This window comes from Aurantiacibacter flavus (assembly GCF_039710615.1).
GTDB classification, from domain to species: domain Bacteria; phylum Pseudomonadota; class Alphaproteobacteria; order Sphingomonadales; family Sphingomonadaceae; genus Alteraurantiacibacter; species Alteraurantiacibacter flavus.
This window is the reverse complement of the sequence record NZ_JBDLBR010000005.1, coordinates 113,463-130,335: the sequence shown is the minus strand read 5'-3', so window position 1 is coordinate 130,335 and position 16,873 is coordinate 113,463. Positions and strand designations below refer to the sequence as shown.

Annotated in this window: 18 protein-coding genes; 8 read left to right on the top strand and 10 right to left on the bottom strand. The window is 63.7% G+C overall.

Features of this window, described 5'->3' with window-relative positions; genetic code table 11:
* Positions 1–106 precede the first annotated feature (106 nt).
* Positions 107–601 (bottom strand): winged helix-turn-helix transcriptional regulator, encoded by a 495-nt coding sequence (locus ABDJ38_RS14275; protein WP_346785801.1) that lies wholly within the window; start codon positions 599–601, stop codon positions 107–109.
* A gap of 134 nt (positions 602–735) precedes the next feature.
* Here ABDJ38_RS14275 and ABDJ38_RS14270 point away from each other — a divergent pair, with 134 nt between their 5' ends.
* Positions 736–1,056 (top strand): CC_3452 family protein, encoded by a 321-nt coding sequence (locus ABDJ38_RS14270; RefSeq protein ID WP_346785800.1) that lies wholly within the window; start codon positions 736–738, stop codon positions 1,054–1,056.
* Positions 1,057–1,060: 4 nt separating this feature from the next.
* On the opposite strand, the gene ABDJ38_RS14265 is transcribed toward ABDJ38_RS14270, so the two are convergent.
* Positions 1,061–1,696: an HAD-IA family hydrolase gene (locus ABDJ38_RS14265; protein WP_346785799.1), complete on the bottom strand. Its 636-nt coding sequence runs from the start codon at positions 1,694–1,696 to the stop codon at positions 1,061–1,063.
* Positions 1,697–1,783: 87 nt separating this feature from the next.
* Complete coding sequence (gene ykgO, locus ABDJ38_RS14260) at positions 1,784–1,909, bottom strand: type B 50S ribosomal protein L36 (protein WP_004210176.1); 126 nt, start codon at positions 1,907–1,909, stop codon at positions 1,784–1,786.
* A gap of 151 nt (positions 1,910–2,060) precedes the next feature.
* Between ykgO and ABDJ38_RS14255 the strand changes: the two genes are divergently transcribed.
* From ABDJ38_RS14255 to ABDJ38_RS14245, 3 genes are read left to right on the top strand one after another with little or no spacing between them, the layout of a single operon-like run.
* A complete protein-coding gene (locus ABDJ38_RS14255) occupies positions 2,061–2,651 on the top strand; it encodes a DUF4136 domain-containing protein (protein ID WP_346785798.1) in 591 nt (196 codons plus the stop codon).
* Positions 2,652–2,653: 2 nt separating this feature from the next.
* The gene (locus ABDJ38_RS14250) at positions 2,654–3,790 is read left to right on the top strand and encodes a M14 family metallopeptidase (protein ID WP_346785797.1); all 1,137 of its coding nucleotides are present in this window, start codon (positions 2,654–2,656) and stop codon (positions 3,788–3,790) included.
* The gene (locus ABDJ38_RS14245) at positions 3,769–4,314 is read left to right on the top strand and encodes a hypothetical protein (protein ID WP_346785796.1); all 546 of its coding nucleotides are present in this window, start codon (positions 3,769–3,771) and stop codon (positions 4,312–4,314) included. Before ABDJ38_RS14250 ends, ABDJ38_RS14245 begins: the two co-directional genes overlap by 22 nt.
* Positions 4,315–4,448: 134 nt before the next feature.
* On the opposite strand, the gene ABDJ38_RS14240 is transcribed toward ABDJ38_RS14245, so the two are convergent.
* From ABDJ38_RS14240 to ABDJ38_RS14230, 3 genes are read right to left on the bottom strand one after another with little or no spacing between them, the layout of a single operon-like run.
* Positions 4,449–4,850, bottom strand: coding sequence for a cytidine deaminase (locus tag ABDJ38_RS14240; RefSeq protein ID WP_346785795.1), 402 nt, complete (start codon positions 4,848–4,850; stop codon positions 4,449–4,451).
* On the bottom strand, positions 4,847–5,545 hold the full coding sequence (locus tag ABDJ38_RS14235; RefSeq protein WP_346785794.1) for a glycoside hydrolase family 25 protein: 699 nt from the start codon (positions 5,543–5,545) through the stop codon (positions 4,847–4,849). The genes ABDJ38_RS14240 and ABDJ38_RS14235 overlap by 4 nt, the downstream gene beginning before the upstream one ends.
* 21 nt (positions 5,546–5,566) lie before the next feature.
* The gene (locus ABDJ38_RS14230; RefSeq protein ID WP_346785793.1) at positions 5,567–6,058 is read right to left on the bottom strand and encodes a UPF0262 family protein; all 492 of its coding nucleotides are present in this window, start codon (positions 6,056–6,058) and stop codon (positions 5,567–5,569) included.
* Positions 6,059–6,184: 126 nt separating this feature from the next.
* Here ABDJ38_RS14230 and ABDJ38_RS14225 point away from each other — a divergent pair, with 126 nt between their 5' ends.
* Positions 6,185–7,711: a replicative DNA helicase gene (locus tag ABDJ38_RS14225; protein WP_346785792.1), complete on the top strand. Its 1,527-nt coding sequence runs from the start codon at positions 6,185–6,187 to the stop codon at positions 7,709–7,711.
* Positions 7,712–7,843: 132 nt separating this feature from the next.
* On the opposite strand, the gene ABDJ38_RS14220 is transcribed toward ABDJ38_RS14225, so the two are convergent.
* A complete protein-coding gene (locus ABDJ38_RS14220; RefSeq protein ID WP_346785791.1) occupies positions 7,844–9,130 on the bottom strand; it encodes a DUF6438 domain-containing protein in 1,287 nt (428 codons plus the stop codon).
* A gap of 147 nt (positions 9,131–9,277) precedes the next feature.
* Positions 9,278–9,802, bottom strand: a complete 525-nt coding sequence (locus tag ABDJ38_RS14215; RefSeq protein WP_346785790.1) for a hypothetical protein — start codon at positions 9,800–9,802, stop codon at positions 9,278–9,280.
* Between the two features lie 134 nt (positions 9,803–9,936).
* Between ABDJ38_RS14215 and rpoZ the strand changes: the two genes are divergently transcribed.
* Positions 9,937–10,281 carry a DNA-directed RNA polymerase subunit omega gene (gene rpoZ, locus ABDJ38_RS14210; protein ID WP_346785789.1) on the top strand — a complete coding sequence of 115 codons (345 nt, stop codon included), beginning with the start codon at positions 9,937–9,939 and terminating at the stop codon, positions 10,279–10,281.
* A 162-nt stretch (positions 10,282–10,443) separates the two neighbouring features.
* Positions 10,444–11,175 (top strand): ParA family protein, encoded by a 732-nt coding sequence (locus tag ABDJ38_RS14205; RefSeq protein WP_346785788.1) that lies wholly within the window; start codon positions 10,444–10,446, stop codon positions 11,173–11,175.
* 92 nt (positions 11,176–11,267) lie between these two features.
* Here the strand turns inward: ABDJ38_RS14205 and ftsH are convergent, their stop codons facing one another.
* Together ftsH and ABDJ38_RS14195 are read right to left on the bottom strand one after the other, a co-directional pair.
* Complete coding sequence (gene ftsH, locus ABDJ38_RS14200) at positions 11,268–13,214, bottom strand: ATP-dependent zinc metalloprotease FtsH (protein WP_346785787.1); 1,947 nt, start codon at positions 13,212–13,214, stop codon at positions 11,268–11,270.
* Positions 13,215–13,298: 84 nt separating this feature from the next.
* Positions 13,299–14,507: a hypothetical protein gene (locus ABDJ38_RS14195; protein WP_346785785.1), complete on the bottom strand. Its 1,209-nt coding sequence runs from the start codon at positions 14,505–14,507 to the stop codon at positions 13,299–13,301.
* Between the two features lie 102 nt (positions 14,508–14,609).
* Here ABDJ38_RS14195 and ABDJ38_RS14190 point away from each other — a divergent pair, with 102 nt between their 5' ends.
* Complete coding sequence (locus ABDJ38_RS14190; protein ID WP_346785784.1) at positions 14,610–16,712, top strand: TonB-dependent receptor; 2,103 nt, start codon at positions 14,610–14,612, stop codon at positions 16,710–16,712.
* Positions 16,713–16,873 lie beyond the last annotated feature (161 nt).

The window sequence follows — 16,873 nt, the reverse complement described above, 5'->3', positions numbered from 1 at the left end:
CTGGATCGCCATTCGGTCCGAGAGGAACCGGAACTGACGAACGCATTACCGATGCCCGCTGCATCCCGCGAAACGCCTGCCCTGGTATAAAGCAGGGACAAGCCTCTCAGGCCTTTTCGGAGCAGCATTCCTCTGCCGCGGGCTTGCCGACATCCTCCGGCTCGGCCCAAGCCAGATCGCCCCATTCGAGCACGCGATCATCGTGCGCGCGGATCGTGATCGGCGCGATCGGCTGCTGGTCGCGCGCATCGACCAGCACCAGATTGGGCGCCACCTTCTCGCTATGGCGTAGCCCCCAGTCTCGCAGCGCCAGCATAGCCGGGAGCAGCTCGCGCCCCTTGTCGGTCATCCGGTATTCGACCTTGCGCTTGTCGTGCTCGCACCGCTCACGCGCCAGCACCCCGTGATCGACCAGCCGCGCCAGCCGGTTCGACAGGATATTGCGGGCAATGCCCAGCTCGCTTGAAAAGTCCTCGAAGTGAACGAAGCCGTTGAAGGCCGCGCGCAGGATCAGGAACGACCAGCGCTCCCCCATCACCTCGAGCGCAGCGGGCAGCCCGCATTCACTGATCAGGCTCAAGGGTTCGCGTAGCTGTGTCATGAGGCTCCTATATCCGCCGCCGCGTTGCAAAATAAGCACAATCGCTAAGGCACCCCAAATTGTGTCATAACTGCGTTGTGTAATGCAACCTTTTGCAATAGGTAGCGATTCGCAACTTAGTAGCAGGAGCTGTCATGACACGTCGCGCCCACCTGATCGCCCTTTCCGCCCTCACCCTGGCCTTCGCCGCCGCGCCGCAGACCGCGCTGATGGCGCAGCCGCAGGGCTCCGGCGCATTCTACGTGGCCGAGATAGCCACCCCGATGGACGCAACGCGCATGGCCGCCGGCGGTGTGGCCTGGGCTTGCGAAGGCACCAGCTGCGTCGCCTCGCGCGGCACAGCGCGCCCCTTGCGCATCTGCCACGAGCTCAAGCGCAAGGCTGGCGCGATCACCCGCTTCACTGTCGATGGAGAGCCGCTGGCGGACGAGCAACTGGCCCGCTGTAACGCCTGAGGCGCTAGAGCAGCCCGTGCGCCGACAGCTCGGCTTCGAGCGCGCCGGCATTGCCAAACTGGTGCGCGTGCCAGCCTCGTGCGCGGGCTGCAGCCACGTTATCGGCGCGGTCGTCGATGAAGAAGAGGTCGCTCCCCGCGTGCCCGCTGCGGCCTTCGAGCAAGGCATAGATCTCGGGATCGGGCTTTACGCTGCGCTCTCGGCCAGAGACCACCACATCCTGCATCAGATCGAAGATCGGCGCGGTGGGACGGAACATGCCCCAGAACTCGGCCCCGAAGTTCGTGAGGCCATACTGTGGGACCCCACGCGCCGCCAGCGTCTCGACCAGCGCATGGGTGCCTTCAACCGGGCCGGGAATCGATTCGAGAAAGCGCTCGGCATAGGCCGCAATCAGCGGGGCATGGCGTGGAAACTGCGCCTGCCGCTCGGGCACCATCTCGGCCAGTGGCCGCCCGGCATCGTGTTCGAAGTGCCATTCCTCGGTCACGACATGATCGAGAAACCAGTCCAGTTCCTCGGGATCGTCGATCAGGCGCGCGAACAGATGCCGCAGCTCCCACTGGTAGAGCACGCGGCCCACGTCCCAGACGACCGCGACGGGAGGGGCAACCGGCAAATGAGACAGGGAATCAGACATAGAAAAAGCCCCCGCTCGCGCGGAGGCCATCTCTTGCAGGTCGATCGAGGACCAGCCGACCGCGAACGAATCGCGGCTCGGCGTGCATCAGCCTTGGCGGGCCTTGAAGCGACGGTTGGTCTTGTTGATCACATAGGTGCGGCCACGGCGACGAATCACGCGGTTATCGCGATGGCGGCCCTTCAGCGACTTGAGGCTGTTACGAATCTTCATGGCGATCTTTCCAAATGAAAAGGCACCGGAAACCAGAGATCCGGTGCCGCAAAATCTATGGCGCGCGAAATATGGTCGACAGCGGTGAAAGTCAAGCCCAAGCCTGCTAGCGAGTAGCGGAACAAGGGCTCGCACGAAGGGTTTATGTAGCATGATCCGCAGAAGTTACACAATCCTCCTCGCCTGCGCCGGGCTCGCAGCCTGCGCGGCGCCCGCCTATGTGTCGCCGGTCGAGGTGACGCGGTTCGTCGGCTCGGCCCCTTCGCAACTTGGCACTGGCACCATCTCGGTGGACTTCGGACCGGGCCTTCAGCGCTCGCCCAACGAGGCCGTCTATCGCACGGCGGTGGAGCGCGAACTGGCGGGCCTTGGTTATACCATCCGCGCCACCGGCGGCGCACAGGTGGCACAGGTTTCGCTCGACCAGTTCGTCAACGATCCTGATGCGGGCCGCCGCCCGGTGAGCGTCGGCGGCGGCGCATCAGTCGGCAGCTATGGTTCAGGCGTCGGGCTTGGCATCGGGCTCGACCTCACCCCACGCGCGGCAGAACGGCTCGACACCCAGCTTTCGGTGGCGATTCGCCCGGCCGCTGGCGGCGAAAACCTGTGGGAAGGCCGCGCCCAGATGACCGCCAGCGCCAACAGCGACTATGCTGACCAGAATTCCGCCGCCGCTCGGTTGGCCGCGGCGCTGTTCAGCAACTTCCCCGGAACGTCCAGCGAAACCATCCAGGTAGAATAAGCATGACCACCATTCATATTGATGCCGCCTTCGACAGCGGCAACATCGAGGTGCTCGCCATCGACAGCGCCGAGGCCCGTCTCGCGATCAAGCGCGACCACCAAAGCGAGTTTGCGCAGTGGTTCCACTTTCGCGTCTCGGGCTGCGCCGGGCGCGAGCTGGTGCTGCGAATCGAAAACCTCGAGGAAAGCGCCTATCCCGATGGCTGGCCCGGATACCGCGCCTGCGTTTCTGAAGATCGGCTGCTCTGGGGGCGGGCCGACACGTCCTATGACAAGGACACCGCGAACGGCACGCTGACGATCCGCTATACACCTGCCAGCGATCTCGTGTGGTTCGCCTATTTCGCGCCCTATTCACTGGAACGCCATTTCGACCTCGTGGCCGAAGCCGCCGCCAGCGAGGGCGTGAGCCATGTCCGTCTCGGCACCACGCTTGACGGGCGTCCGCTCGATTGCCTCGAAATGGGCGAAGGTGATTTTCAGGTATGGCTTTATGCGCGCCAGCACCCGGGCGAATCGATGGCCGAGTGGTGGATGGAAGGCGCGCTCGACCTGCTGACCGATCCGGCCGACCCGATCGCGCGCAAGCTGCACCAGCTTTGCCGCTTCCATGTCGTTCCCAACTGCAACCCCGATGGCAGCACGCGCGGACACCTGCGCACCAATGCGGCAGGCGTGAACCTCAACCGCGAGTGGGAGAACCCGACCGCCGACCGCGCACCCGAAGTGCTCGCGATCCGCAATGCAATGGACGCCAGCGGGGTGGACTTCGCGATGGACGTCCACGGCGATGAGGCGATACCCGCCAACTTCATCGCCGGGTTCGAGGGCATCCCCTCGTGGACCGACAAGCTCGGCGCCGACTACGAGCGTTATCGCGAGTTGCTCGACCGGCGCACGCCCGATTTCCAGCGCCGGCTCGGCTATCCGGCGGCCCGCCCCGGTCGCGCCAACCTGTCGATGAGCACCAATCAGGTCGCCGAGCGATTCGGCGCGGTGTCGATGACGCTCGAAATGCCGTTCAAGGACAACGACGACCTGCCCGATCCCGCGCAGGGCTGGAGCCCCGAGCGGTGCCGCCTGCTGGCGCGCGATTGTCTCGGCGCGCTGCTGCAATGGCTGGAAGATCGCGCGTGATGCGGCTCGCCCTGCTGGCTGCGCTTATGCTGAGCGCCTGCGCGACCACCCCGCCCGCCGCCGACGCTCCGGCCGAACGCATTGCCTACGACACCAACAGCTGGGGGCGCGTGGTTTCAGGTTGGATCGTCGGAAGGGACGGCGCAGGGACCTGGTACGAGCGCGTGAACGACAGCGGACAGCCGGGACCGGTCGGCCCTTACGAACTGCGCTATCACGAATTCGATGTCGGCCCTGCGCAAATGGCCGAGCTTGAAGCCGTGCTGGCAAACCTGCCCGATTCGGCCCCGAACCCGCTCGATTGCGAGATGTTTCGCACCGACGATCTCTATGGCACGCTGCGCCTGACCCATGGCGCGACCACCGAGGAGTTGGCCTACAACCAAGGCTGCCGCGATGCGTCGTATCAGCGCTTCATGGGGCAGTTGCTGGCCGCCGATGCGCTGGTGGCAGAGTGGGGCAAGGCCGAGCCGGTGTCGCGCACCGAGCGCTATGCCAGCGATAACACGCCAGTCTCAAAATAGCCCGTTCGTCCTGAGGAGGGTACGAAGCCGAAGGCTGAGCGTCCATCTCGAAGAACAGACCCGGGTGGTTCGAAACGGATGCTCGGCCTGCGGCCTCGTTTCCTCCTCACCACGAACGGGAAAGGCTATCGCTCCTAAAGCCCGCTAAAAGCTTCGGGCAAAAGCTGCGACAAGCGAAACTCGCGCACACCTTCCGGCCCGTCGCACCAGACCAGCGGGTCGCTCCCATCAAGTACGGCCAGCTCGGCCAACACCTGTCGGCAGCGTCCGCATGGCGTGATCGCGTGGGTCACCGGCCCGCTGACCGCCACGGCCACCAACCCGCCGCGCCGCCCCTCGTTCATCGCTTTGCCCGCCGCCACCGTCTCGGCGCAGAGCGACAGGCCATAGCTCACGTTCTCGACATTGGCCCCGCTCACCACGCTACCATCGGCAAAGGCCAGCGCCGCACCTACGGCAAAATTCGAATAGGGCGCATAGGCCTGCTCCGCCGCCGTGCGCGCCGCCGCCATCAATGCCTCGCGCGAGACGGTCATGGCTGCACCACCACCCAGCGCAGCGGCTCGTTCGCCAGCGCGCTGTGGAGATGGGCGTTGGCGGTCCACAAGGTCCACGGCCTCCCGGCATAGTCGGGCTGGAACCAGTCGCGGGTCAGCCACAGGTTGCGTTCGATCCGCTTGGATATTCCGTATTTCGCCTCGAACTCGGGCGGCACCTGTAGCACCACTGGCTGGCCGGTATGATTTTCCACCTGATTGATGAAGGTGGTCAACTCGCTTTCGAGCGCCGCCTCGATCGCCGGGTTGCCACAGGCGCTCGGCATCTTCTCCAGCGCGATCACCGGCGGCAGCATCCGTGCATCGCGCGGCACGATGGTGACGAAATTGGCCGATTGCCGCTCGGCCGGAATGCACGGATCGTAGGCATGGACCGCGCCATGCGGCATGTCCTTGCCCGCCAGCGCCTCGAGGTTGCGGCTGAATTGCGCATCGCGCCCGTTCTCGCCCACGCTCGCCTCAAGATAGACGAAGTCCGCCCCCGCAGCATCGAGCGCGCCGAAATCGACCACGCCGTCACGTTCGCCGATCAGCGCGCCCTGCACCGGGAACTCACTGCGTTCAGGCCGCCAGGTGCGCGATTGCCACCAGAGCCAGCTGCCCGCCACCAGCGCGACCAGCAACAGCGCAGCCAGTGCGCGCAGGCGCCAGGGTCTTTTCCGCTTTCTGGCCAAGTCGGCCCCCTCTTGCTCGTCTCAGGCCCTGATATGCAGCACGCAGATCAACGTGAAAAGGCGGCGTGCGGTGGCGAAGTCGGTCTCCACCTTGCCTTCGAGCGATTCGAGCAGCTGGCGCGTGCCACGATCGTGGATTGCCCGCCGCGCCATGTCGATGGTCTCGATCTCCTGCGCCGAGTTGCGCCTGAGCGCCTTAAAATAGCTGTCGCAGATCGCAAAGTAATCGCGCACGTGGCGCTTCATCCGCGCGAGGCCCAACCCAATCGTGCCCGCTGCTTCGTTCGCGCCATCGGTGAGGTTCCAGGCCAGCATCCCGTCCACCACCGACAGGTGCACCTGCCACGGCCCCTGCTGACCGGCCTCGCTGGCGCGCAAGGGGCGAAACAGGTTATCTTCCACCAGATCGCGCAGCGCCACCTGCCGCTCCCGCTCGACATCCTCGCTACGCGCGATCACCGAGGCCTCGTCAAGCGAGATGCTGGCAATACGGTTGATGGCAGGGTCGAGCATGGTCGCGTCTCTGTGCCTATCTCAAGCCTTTATGGCAATTGCGAAAGGGCGCGGGAGGGATTCATCCCCGCTATCCACAAGGGGGCTCCTCTTGCCGCAGCGGCCATGAGGTCGCATGAGGGGGCCATGTCCGACGAAGACCTGCTTATCCGCTCCGCCGGCCTTGGCGCCACCAGTGCCCAGACGCCGGCCGGCCGCGCGCTTCCGGCCAACCCGGAGGCGGAGGCCGCCTTCCTCGGCGCGCTGCTGATCGACAACCGTCTGCTCGAAGAAATGACCGTGCCGATCCGGCCCGAGCATTTCTTCATCCCTGTCCATGGCAAGATCATGGACCGGATCCAGAACCAGCTCGACCGCCAGATGGTGGTGACGCCGGTGACGCTCAAACCCTTGTTCGAGAACGACCCCGCGCTCGCCGAGCTGGGCGGCACCGCCTATCTCGCGCAGCTCACCGCCGATGGGCAGGGCCTGCTCGCCCCGCGCGAACTGGCCCAGCAGATTTACGACCTCGCGCTGCTGCGCGAGCTGGTGAGCGTGGGCCGCGATCTGGTGGAGGGCGCGCTCGATACCAGCGAGGAGGTCGAGCCGCTCAACCAGATCTCGCAGGCCGAAGCGCGCCTGTTCGAGGTCGCCGAAGGCGCGGCCAGCGGCTCGGAAGCGACCAGTTTCAAGGCCGCCGCGCTCACCGCGATCAAGATGGCCGAGGCGGCGATGAACTCTGGCGGCGGGCTTTCTGGCAAGACCACCGGCCTCGATTCGGTCGACCGCAAGACCGCCGGCCTGCACAATTCCGACCTTATCATCCTTGCCGGTCGCCCCGGCATGGGCAAGACCTCGCTCGCCACCAACATCGCCTTCAACTGCGCCGAAGAGCACCTGCGCTGGCAGGCCGAGGGCGGCGAGCACAATTTCGGCGGGCCCGTCGCCTTCTTCAGCCTCGAAATGAGCGCCGACCAGCTCGCAACGCGTATCCTTGCCGAACAGGCCGAAATTTCCTCCGAAGCGCTGCGTTCGGGTAAATTGAACCGCGACGATTTCCAGCGGCTCGCCAATGCCAGCCGCCGACTGTCAGAATTGCCGCTCTATATTGACGACACCCCCGGCCTCACCATCGGCGCCTTGCGCACCCGCGCGCGGCGGCTGAAGCGGCGGCACGATATCGGGCTGATCGTGGTCGATTACCTGCAACTTCTGCAAGGCTCGGGCCGCGCCAGCGACAACCGCGTGAACGAGATTTCCGAGATTTCGCGCGGGCTGAAAACGCTGGCGAAAGAGCTGGGCGTCCCGGTGATCGCGCTGTCGCAGCTCAGCCGTGCGGTGGAGCAGCGCGAAGACAAGAAGCCGATGCTGTCGGACCTGCGCGAATCGGGCTCGATCGAGCAGGACGCCGACATGGTCTGGTTCATTTTCCGCGGCGACTACTATCACGAGGCGATCCGCCCCGAGGTGCCGACCGAGACCAGCTCCGCCGACATTCAGGAAAAGTACCGGTTGTGGGAGGAACGCTATCTGGAGCTGCGCAACAAGGCGACGCTGATCGTGGCCAAACAGCGCCACGGCTCGACCGGCAACGTGCCGCTGCACTTCCAGGCCGAGATCACGAAGTTCACCTCGCCCGTGATGAAGGACTATTCGGACTACGGGTACGAGTAGGCGGGGTAGCCTTACCTCTACCTGACCCCGGGGCCCAGCTTGCTCAGACCGAGCGCCGGAAAGAATGTCCGCTGCGCGCGGGATGTTTAGCAAAGCGGACTATCTGGAAACGACCCTATTGCGGACCTACTTCTAATCAGAATCATTCGAATCCAGCCACACCTCTACCTTTGGCATTGGCCTGTGCTCCATCTGCTCCCAAAGTGTTCGACCATCATAATAGCGTCCGACCGGTCGGGCACCTGCCATCAAATGTCGCAATACGATTTCGTCAGTCCATGACGAAAGCGCCGGGCTATTGCCCGCTTTGTCAATTACATCAGCGACCGCACCATGAGAGTAAAGCAGATCTAGGAGGGGGAGATATTCGACATCGAAGATCGCCGTTTCGCCATCTGCGTCCCGTTTGTTTGGATCTGCACCAAGATCCAAAAGCGCCTTAGCGGTCGCGACCAGCTCCTCATCATCTCGATTGCAGAGATAGACGCTCGAAAGCGCCGCCAAAGCCGGTTGCCCCTCTTCACCAATAGAGTCGATCGATAGCCCTTGAGCCGCAAATGCCCGAGCCAATGAAGCACTACAACCGGCAGCGTTGTCCGCAAAGATTGCTTCAAGGCTCCGCCTATCAGAACGCTCAACCCACCCGTTCCTGGCTAGATATGTAAAGAGATCGGCGCGCCCTCGCTCGATTGCTGCCATCAATAGCTCCTCTCCTAGCACTACTTCGTCACCACTCCATGGATGCGTAGTCATCGCATTCAAGTTTGCGCCCCGATCAATAATGCCCATTATTGTTCGGTCATCTGCGTCTTCGAGGGCACCCTCAAGAGCAAGACTGCGGGCGGCATCAGAGTTAAAATTGAAGTTGTTCTCTTCCAGCCATTCAACCAAACCTTCTGCGCCATCGACCCATCGTGCTGATCCAGCCGCTTGATCAACCGCTTCCTGAAGCTGGGTTACGACCGGAGGCATCCCAACTTCTTCGCCAACATAGTCAACAACAGTTTTTGAGGCGGTGCCTGTGTCGATTGTCAAAATGTATGCCGGGCTATCCGTTATCTGGGCTCGATACTCGTCATTCAGACTAAAAAATTTAGCGTCACGAAACTGCTCCAACAGGCTCGCGACCACACCCGGATCAATTTCGTCGGTGTGAACGCCAGAAAGCAAAATCCCGTCGTTCCGAGAGAATGAACGGTGCACTTCAAATTCGCCTGGGAAGATCTCTCCCCGTGTGCGGAATTCTACATTTCCCTGACCGTCGATCGTTACCGTGTAGTCTGGGCAGCTACCAAAGCACGCAGTCCGCTGAAGAGTTATCTTCACTTCGTCATCGATTACCTCAGGGAATGGCTCGGCGTACGCACTACAGCTTGTCAATAGGAATAGCGCTACGAATGAATAGATGAGCTTCACCATCAGCTTTCCTCTCGCCCTAAGGCTACGAGACGACTATTGGGTTTCCAAACAAAATGTCAGCTTCCCACCCATTCCCCGCCGTTCACTTCGCATTCCGCAGTTCCCGAAAGCAGACGCAGCCTCTCCCCATAGGCCGACATTGTGCCCTCACGGCCCACAGGCATAAAACCCGTCGATCACGATCTGCCGCGTTCCGCGCGCGATAGTCAGCCGCGCCGTCTTGAGTGGGCTCTCGCTCGGCGCTGCGCCGGGATCGGCCTCGCCCGTCACTTCGACCCGCGCGCTGACCGTGCCGTTGGTGAACGAGGCACCATCGGGCATGTCGCCGAAGCCGCCCTTGCCGTCCTTCGCGAGGCGCATCACCGTCCCGTCGATCTTCACCGCCCCCATCGCCTGCCTCTGACTATCAACAAAACCCTTGGCGACCAGCAGCGGGTCGTCGTTGCGGCTGAAGCTGAACGAGCAACCAAGTTCGCCGTCCAGCGGTTCGGCAGCAATATCCTCGGGCATGATCACATCCAGCATGATCGGCGCGCTCTGCCCCTCGGCCATGCTCACGCCAGACGCAACGGGCGCGGCTGGCTCATCGCTGGCAACGGGCGGCTCGGGGGCGCCCTCGTTGCAGGCTGCGAGTATCAGGGGAGCAAGCAGAAGCGGGAGGGTGCGGGTCATGCTGTTCCAATAGCTTGGTTGGGGCCAGGTTCCCGCGCTAGCACGCCCGCCTCACACATGCGAATTCTTGACTCTCGGCGCTTGCGCCCGTATCTGGTCAACTTTCCGGACAACCCGCTTGATTGGAGTGCCCTATGGCGCGCGTTACCGTCGAAGATTGCGTCGACAAAGTTCCCAACCGTTTCGACCTCGTCCTGCTCGCCGCCCAGCGCGCGCGCGAGATCTCGGGCGGTGCCGAACTCACCGTCGACCGCGACCGTGACAAGAACCCGGTCGTGGCCCTGCGCGAAATCGCCGAGCAGACCGTGAAGCCCAAGCACCTGCAGGAATCGCTGACCCAGTCGCTCCAGCGCGTGCTGCCCGATGAGGAAGACGAAGCGGACGACATCGGTTCGCTGAGCCAGTCGGCCGAAGCCATGCGCCTTTCGGCTGCGGCCCCGGCCCGCTCGACCTCGGTCGGCGGTGACTACGAAGGCTGATCCTGGGACGACTGATTGCTCGCTAAGGCAAGACCAAGAAGGGGCTGCGGCGCAAGCTGCGGCCCTTTTCTTCTGTCCGGTGTCCGGCAGCGACACAGATGCGAGGCTGGCGATTGATCGGCAGCCGTATTGAGGCTCTAAGAATCGTCGAAGGGAGCTTCGATGGCGGTCATAGCAGTCTACAGCGTGAAAGGCGGCGTCGGGAAAACCACTATTGCGGCGAACCTCGCGTGGTTCTCGGCCATGGTCTCGCGTCGGCGCACGCTGTTGTGGGATCTCGATGCTGCGGGCGGATCGGGCTTTCTGTTCGGAATCGATGCGCAGAAACGCGCCGCCGCCGGCGCCATCTTCGACCGCGATGCCGAGCCCGCCAGCCTGATCTGGCAGAGCGGTTATGACCGGCTAGACCTGCTGCCCGCCGACGACAGCCTGCGCGACCTCGACAGTCTGCTCGCGCGGATCGGCAAAAAGAAGCGACTGGCCAAGCTCGCCGACACCCTGGGGCGCGACTACGAGCGGATCGTGCTCGATTGCCCGCCGGTGCTCAACGAGATCAGCGCTCAGGTGGTGCGCGCGGCGACCTGCGTGATCGTGCCGCTGCCGCCCTCTCCGCTATCGGCCCGGGCCTTCGAGATCGTGGCAAAGGAAATCCGCGCCAACACCAAGAACCACCCGCCAATCCTGCCGGTGCTATCGATGGTCGACCGCCGCCGCGCACTCCACCGCGAGGCGCTGGAGGCCAATCCGAACTGGCCGGTCATCCCGCAGGCAAGCGCGGTCGAACAATGCGCGGTGCGGCAGGCGCCGGTGGGTGCCTTCGCCCCCAACTCGCCGGCCGCGCGCGGCTTCCGCCAGCTCTGGACCGCGATCGAGCGCAGGCTGGCGCGGGGTTAGAAGCGCCTTTCTCAGCCTGAGCCTTGTGTCGAAGGCTTTACCTCCTGCCCGTCCTTCGACGGGCTCAGAGCGAGCAGGCTTGCCGGACCGGCTCAAGCGCCCTGCGGTGCCTCGCCCGAACCGCCGAACCGCTTGCCAGCCTTGGGCACCGAGGAGCCTTGCGACGGCGGCAGAATGGTCGGACCAGCGGGCTGGTCGGGCCGGTCGATCTTGCCGTCCTCCATCAGCCGGTTGATCTCCTCGCCGCTCAGCGTCTCGTATTCGAGCAACGCCTGCGCCAGCAAGTGGAGCTTGTCCTCCTGCTCTGTCAGGACATCGGTCGCGCGCTTGAGGCCTGCTTCGACCAGATCCTTGATCTCGGCGTCGATCAGCTTGTTCGTTTCCGAGCCGGCCATGGTGCGCGTGGTCTGGCCCATGCCGAGATAGCCTTCCTGGCTCGCCTCGTACTGGAGCGGACCGAGCTTGTCGCTCATGCCCCACTTGGTCACCATGTTCCGCGCCAGATCGGTCGCGTACTGGATGTCGCCCGATGCGCCCGAGCTGACCTTGTCGTGCCCGAAGATAATTTCCTCGGCCACGCGGCCGCCCATGGCGACGGCAAGGTTCGCGTGCATCTTGTCACGATGGTACGAATAGTTGTCACGCTCGGGCAGGCGCATCACCATGCCCAGCGCACGCCCGCGCGGGATGATCGTGGCCTTGTGGATCGGGTCAGACGCCGGCTCGTTCAGCGAGACGAGCGCGTGGCCGGCCTCGTGATAGGCAGTCATCTTCTTCTCGTCCTCGGTCATGACCATGGACTTCCTTTCGGTGCCCATCATGACCTTGTCCTTGGCGTCTTCGAACTCCTGCATGGCGACCAGACGCTTGTTGCGCCGGGCAGCCAACAGCGCCGCCTCGTTGACGAGGTTGGCAAGGTCCGCACCCGAGAAGCCGGGAGTACCGCGCGCGATGGTGCGCGCGTTCACATCGGGAGCCAGCGGCACCTTCTTCATGTGCACCGAGAGGATCTTCTCGCGCCCGTCGATATCGGGGATCGGCACCACCACCTGACGGTCAAACCGGCCCGGGCGCAGCAGCGCCGGGTCGAGCACGTCGGGCCGGTTGGTAGCGGCGATGATGATGATGCCTTCGTTGGCTTCGAAACCGTCCATCTCCACGAGGAGCTGGTTCAGCGTCTGCTCGCGCTCGTCGTTCGAATTGCCGATGCCATTGCCGCGATGGCGGCCCACAGCGTCGATTTCGTCGATGAAGACGATACACGGCGCGTTCTTCTTCGCCTGTTCGAACATGTCGCGCACGCGGCTCGCGCCGACGCCGACGAACATCTCGACGAAGTCCGAGCCCGAAATGGTGAAGAACGGCACGCGCGCTTCACCTGCGATGGCGCGGGCCAGCAGCGTCTTACCGGTACCCGGCGAGCCGACCAGCAGCGCACCCTTGGGAATCTGCCCGCCGAGCTTCGAAAAGCGCGCCGGGTCTTTCAGGAACTCGACGATTTCCTGCAACTCCTCGCGTGCCTCGTCGATGCCGGCGACATCGTCAAAAGTGACGCGACCCTGCTTTTCGGTGAGCAGCTTGGCCTTCGACTTGCCAAAACCCATTGCGCCCGAACCGCCGCCCTTTTGCACCTGCCGCAGCGCAAAGAAGGCCACGCCGAGAATCAGCAGGAACGGCAGCGCCTGGATCAGGATCACCCACAGGACATTCATCTGCTCGGGCGCGGCGCCGGTAAACTGCACATCAGCCCGCTCCAGCTGGCCGGTCAGCTCGACATCGCCCTGCACGGGAATGGTGGAGAAGCGCTCGTCGTTCTTCATCTGGCCAACGATCAGATCGGGCGAGATTTCGACGCTCTTCACGCTGCCTTCGGCGACCTTCTGCTTGAAGTCCGAATAGAGGATCTGCGCCCCGCCCGCCTCGCGCGGGCCGGAGAACATCGAGATAACGAGCAGCAGCGCCACGAAGATGCCGCCCCAGATCATGAGGCTCTTCATCCAGGGGTTGCCGCCGCCTTCGGGCTCGCGATTGTCGCTCATGTGCTTAAGAGTCCTTTCGGAACCCAATGTAGGCGTGCGCGGGTGAATGGCAAGATAACGGGCCTCTCCCTGCGATGGCTCGCCTCAGCGACGCGTGCGGGCGAGGATCAGGCGGTCCGAAAGGTCGGCCCCCTGCTGTCCGGTCACTTGCCATAATGCCTCGAACGGCGCGCCGTCCGCCACCACCTCGGCCACCTTCTCGGGCAGCTCCGCGCTCGCCACGATCGGCCCCAGCGAACGCAGCCCCGTTTCGCGCTCGCTGGCGACGACGATCACCTTTGCCCCGCCCGGCGCGATGAACCGCGCAAGATAGGCATAGTCACGATAGAACACGGGGGCCGCGATGCGGCGCGCCTCATCGCTAGCGTAAATCTGGCGCGATTCGCGATCGATCAGCTCGTCGTAAGTCTCGCCCAGGCGAAAGCCGGAGCCGGCAAAGACCTGCTGTTCGAGCGGTCCCAACCCGCTGAGCAGACCAACATAGACGATGTCGAACCGGTTGAGCATGTCGGGCCGCAGGTCGGACGCAGCAATCACCGTCGCGGTCTTGCCATTGCCTTCAAGCACCGGAGCAATCGCGGATAGCGCATAGGAAGTGGAAAAGGGGAGGTAATTTAGCCCGAAATCCTCGGCCACGGCATAGCGATCGGGTTCGGCTTCCTGCAGGCGCAGCAAGTCTTCCGAGCTGTTGACGCGGAAATCGCGGATCAGCCGCCCCTCATCGGGGATGAGCGGATCGATTTCGCCGAACAGGTAGTAGTCTCCAAGCACAAAGAGTACCGGCCGCTCTGACTCTAGCAGGGGTTGCCACAAGGCACTCGCCGCCCCAGGTCGCTCGAGCGACCGCCCGAGCCCGAAGGCCCCGGCACACAATATCGCCAGCGCCACCAAGGCGATCGCGACAAGTCGGCGCGGAACGACCGCCCCTTGCGAAAGGCTGGACACGTCGCTGGCACCGGCCCGGCGCATGGGGCGCAGACCGTAGATGCCCGAGGGAATCTCAAGCCTCAAGGCATCGGACGAAGGTTCGTGCCGCGAATAGTAATCGTCGATTTTCTTGCGAAGCCGGTGCACATAAACGCGCACCGTGGCATCGTCGGCATCGTTTTGCGCCTCGCCGAACACCGCCACGGCAATGTCTGACTGGCTAGCCGATTCGGCATCGGGGCCGCGTTCGGCAAGGTAGTCGAACAGGTCGCGCAGGCGTCCGTTACGTCCCGCAACACCGGCTGCCCGCAGGCGCTCAACCTCTTTCTTGTAACCCACGTTACAGTCCGACACGGCGTCGGTCATGAGCGGCTCCTCGTTCAGATCGGGTGCTGTTACGCACCTGTTACGAGCCGATTACCGTAATTCAACTGGTCACAGCAAGAGGGGCTCACCAAGCCATGGCGAATGAGAAGAGAGGACATTCCCCAGATCACCCGCGCGCTTGCCGCGACCGTTTCCATCATCGCGCTCGGCCTTCCGCTGGCAGCCCAAGCAGAGGAGCAAAGCCAACCCGCGCCTGACGGCCAGGTCGACGTCAATGATGGCAATGTCGTTCGCGACACTGTCACCGGCGATATTATCTATGTATATGGCCGGGGCGAGCGGCGCATCGGCACGGCTGGCGCTGCCAGCGAAGGCGGCGTGGCCGGGGCTGACCTGGAACTGCGCCCCCTGCTACGCCCCGGCGAACTGCTCGAAGCTACACCCGGCTTGATCGCCACCCAACATTCCGGCGGCGGCAAGGCCAACCAGTTCTTCCTGCGCGGGTTCAATCTCGATCACGGCACCGACTTCGCGCTCTATGTCGATGACATGCCGTACAATTTCCGCACCCACGGGCACGGACAGGGCTATCTCGATGTCAATGGCCTGATCCCCGAAACGGTCGAGCGGGTCGACTATCGCAAAGGCCCCTATCGCGCCGACACCGGCGACTTTGCCTTCGTCGGCAGCGCCCAGATCACCACCAAGGATCGCATTCAGCCTTTCGCCACGGCAGAAATCGGTGGCTACGGCTATCGCAGATTCGTGGCGGGCGGCTCGGTCGATCTTGGCAGCGGCACCCTGCTCGCGGTTGGCCAGGCCAAATTCAACGACGGGCCGTGGGAGCTGCCCGAGGATTTCGAGGGCTATTCGGGCCTGCTCAAATATTCACTGCCGGTCGGCGACGGCGATCTCCAGCTTTCGGCCACGATTTACGATGCGAGCTGGAACCCGACGGAGCAACTGCCCGAGCGCGCCATCGGCACCCCGCTCTGCGAGGATGTCTACTGCGCGATCGACACCACGCAGGACGGCTATACCGAACGCCAGATCCTGACCGCGAACTACACCAGCGACAGCTGGCGCGTCACCGCCTGGGCCCAGCATTACGACTGGCAGCTCCTTTCCAACTTCACCTTCTTCCTCGAAGACCCGGTGAACGGCGACCAGTTGCGCCAGTACTCGAACCAGTGGTCCTACGGCGGGCGGATCGAGCACACCGCCGAGATCGACGACACCCTCACCCTGCGTGTCGGTGCCGAGGGCCGCTACGACGACATTGCCCGCGTCGGACTCGACGAGACCATCGACGGGGTGAAGGAATTCACCGTTGGTGCCTTCGCCGTCGATGAGAAATCGCTCGGCCTTTACGGCGAGGCCATTTGGCAACCCGTGGACCGGCTGATGATCATCGCCGGACTGCGGCAGGATTGGTATGGCTTCGAAACGCGCTCCCTCGAAGGGGCTGGAAGCTGGAGCGGCGACCTCTCCGACGAAACGCTCGGCTTCAAGATCGGTGCCAATTACGAGCTGCTCGACGGCCTCGCCTTCTACGCCAACTATGGCGAGGGCTTCCATTCGAACGACGCACGCGGCGTGACCGCACCGACAGATCCCGCACCCGGTCTGGTCGAAGGAGGTTTCGAAGAAGTGGGCCTGCGCTTGGAGCGCGGCGGACTGATCTTCACGGGTGTTTACTGGTGGTCGAACATCGAAAGCGAGCTGATTTACGTTGGCGACGCGGGCGCGGTCGAGCCGTCTGACGCAGGCGAGCGCCACGGCTATGAGCTGACCGCCTTCTACAAGCCGAACAACTGGCTGGCGATAGACGCGGTCTGGACCGGCACCACCTCGCGCTATGCGGGCCTTCCGGCGGGCGAGGACTATGTTCCGGGCGCGCTCGATTCCTCGGGCGAGCTGGGCATTTCGGCGGCGTTCCCGAACTGGAACGCCTCGGCGCGGCTGCGCTATCTCGGCCCGGCGGCGCTGATCGAGGACAATTCGGTGCGCAGCGACGAAACCGTGCTGGTGAACCTGCGCACCGCCTGGACCCCGCAAAGCCGCGGCGTCCTTGAAGGCGTGGAGATCCATCTTGAGCTGCTGAACGCGCTCGACTCCGAGGACAAGGACATCACCTATTTCTACGAGACGCGCCTGCCCGGCGAGAACGCAGGCGTCGAAGGCATAAACAGCCGCATTGTGGAACCGCGCCAGATCCGCGTCGGTTTTACCAAGCGGTTCTGACCAGTCCCCGCGGCGAGGCTCCCGATTGCGGTGGGAGCCTCGCCACCCAACCCCCGCCCGTCCTTCCCTCCCCCCAAAAAAGGACGGGCGGGTCTTTTACATAGGCAGGCAGACTGGCTCTCCCAATGTCAATGTTACTTGACACCCGCATTCGTGTTTAT

What these genes read in the sequence shown, in the direction of transcription:
- ABDJ38_RS14275 (WP_346785801.1), bottom strand. Translation starts at nt 601, where the DNA reads ATGACACAGCTACGCGAACCCTTGAGCCTGATCAGTGAATGCGGGCTG.
- ABDJ38_RS14270 (WP_346785800.1), top strand. Translation starts at nt 736, where the DNA reads ATGACACGTCGCGCCCACCTGATCGCCCTTTCCGCCCTCACCCTGGCC.
- ABDJ38_RS14265 (WP_346785799.1), bottom strand. Translation starts at nt 1,696, where the DNA reads ATGTCTGATTCCCTGTCTCATTTGCCGGTTGCCCCTCCCGTCGCGGTC.
- ykgO (WP_004210176.1), bottom strand. Translation starts at nt 1,909, where the DNA reads ATGAAGATTCGTAACAGCCTCAAGTCGCTGAAGGGCCGCCATCGCGAT.
- ABDJ38_RS14255 (WP_346785798.1), top strand. Translation starts at nt 2,061, where the DNA reads ATGATCCGCAGAAGTTACACAATCCTCCTCGCCTGCGCCGGGCTCGCA.
- ABDJ38_RS14250 (WP_346785797.1), top strand. Translation starts at nt 2,654, where the DNA reads ATGACCACCATTCATATTGATGCCGCCTTCGACAGCGGCAACATCGAG.
- ABDJ38_RS14245 (WP_346785796.1), top strand. Translation starts at nt 3,769, where the DNA reads ATGGCTGGAAGATCGCGCGTGATGCGGCTCGCCCTGCTGGCTGCGCTT.
- ABDJ38_RS14240 (WP_346785795.1), bottom strand. Translation starts at nt 4,850, where the DNA reads ATGACCGTCTCGCGCGAGGCATTGATGGCGGCGGCGCGCACGGCGGCG.
- ABDJ38_RS14230 (WP_346785793.1), bottom strand. Translation starts at nt 6,058, where the DNA reads ATGCTCGACCCTGCCATCAACCGTATTGCCAGCATCTCGCTTGACGAG.
- ABDJ38_RS14225 (WP_346785792.1), top strand. Translation starts at nt 6,185, where the DNA reads ATGTCCGACGAAGACCTGCTTATCCGCTCCGCCGGCCTTGGCGCCACC.
- ABDJ38_RS14220 (WP_346785791.1), bottom strand. Translation starts at nt 9,130, where the DNA reads ATGGTGAAGCTCATCTATTCATTCGTAGCGCTATTCCTATTGACAAGC.
- ABDJ38_RS14215 (WP_346785790.1), bottom strand. Translation starts at nt 9,802, where the DNA reads ATGACCCGCACCCTCCCGCTTCTGCTTGCTCCCCTGATACTCGCAGCC.
- rpoZ (WP_346785789.1), top strand. Translation starts at nt 9,937, where the DNA reads ATGGCGCGCGTTACCGTCGAAGATTGCGTCGACAAAGTTCCCAACCGT.
- ABDJ38_RS14205 (WP_346785788.1), top strand. Translation starts at nt 10,444, where the DNA reads ATGGCGGTCATAGCAGTCTACAGCGTGAAAGGCGGCGTCGGGAAAACC.
- ftsH (WP_346785787.1), bottom strand. Translation starts at nt 13,214, where the DNA reads ATGAGCGACAATCGCGAGCCCGAAGGCGGCGGCAACCCCTGGATGAAG.
- ABDJ38_RS14195 (WP_346785785.1), bottom strand. Translation starts at nt 14,507, where the DNA reads ATGACCGACGCCGTGTCGGACTGTAACGTGGGTTACAAGAAAGAGGTT.
- ABDJ38_RS14190 (WP_346785784.1), top strand. Translation starts at nt 14,610, where the DNA reads ATGAGAAGAGAGGACATTCCCCAGATCACCCGCGCGCTTGCCGCGACC.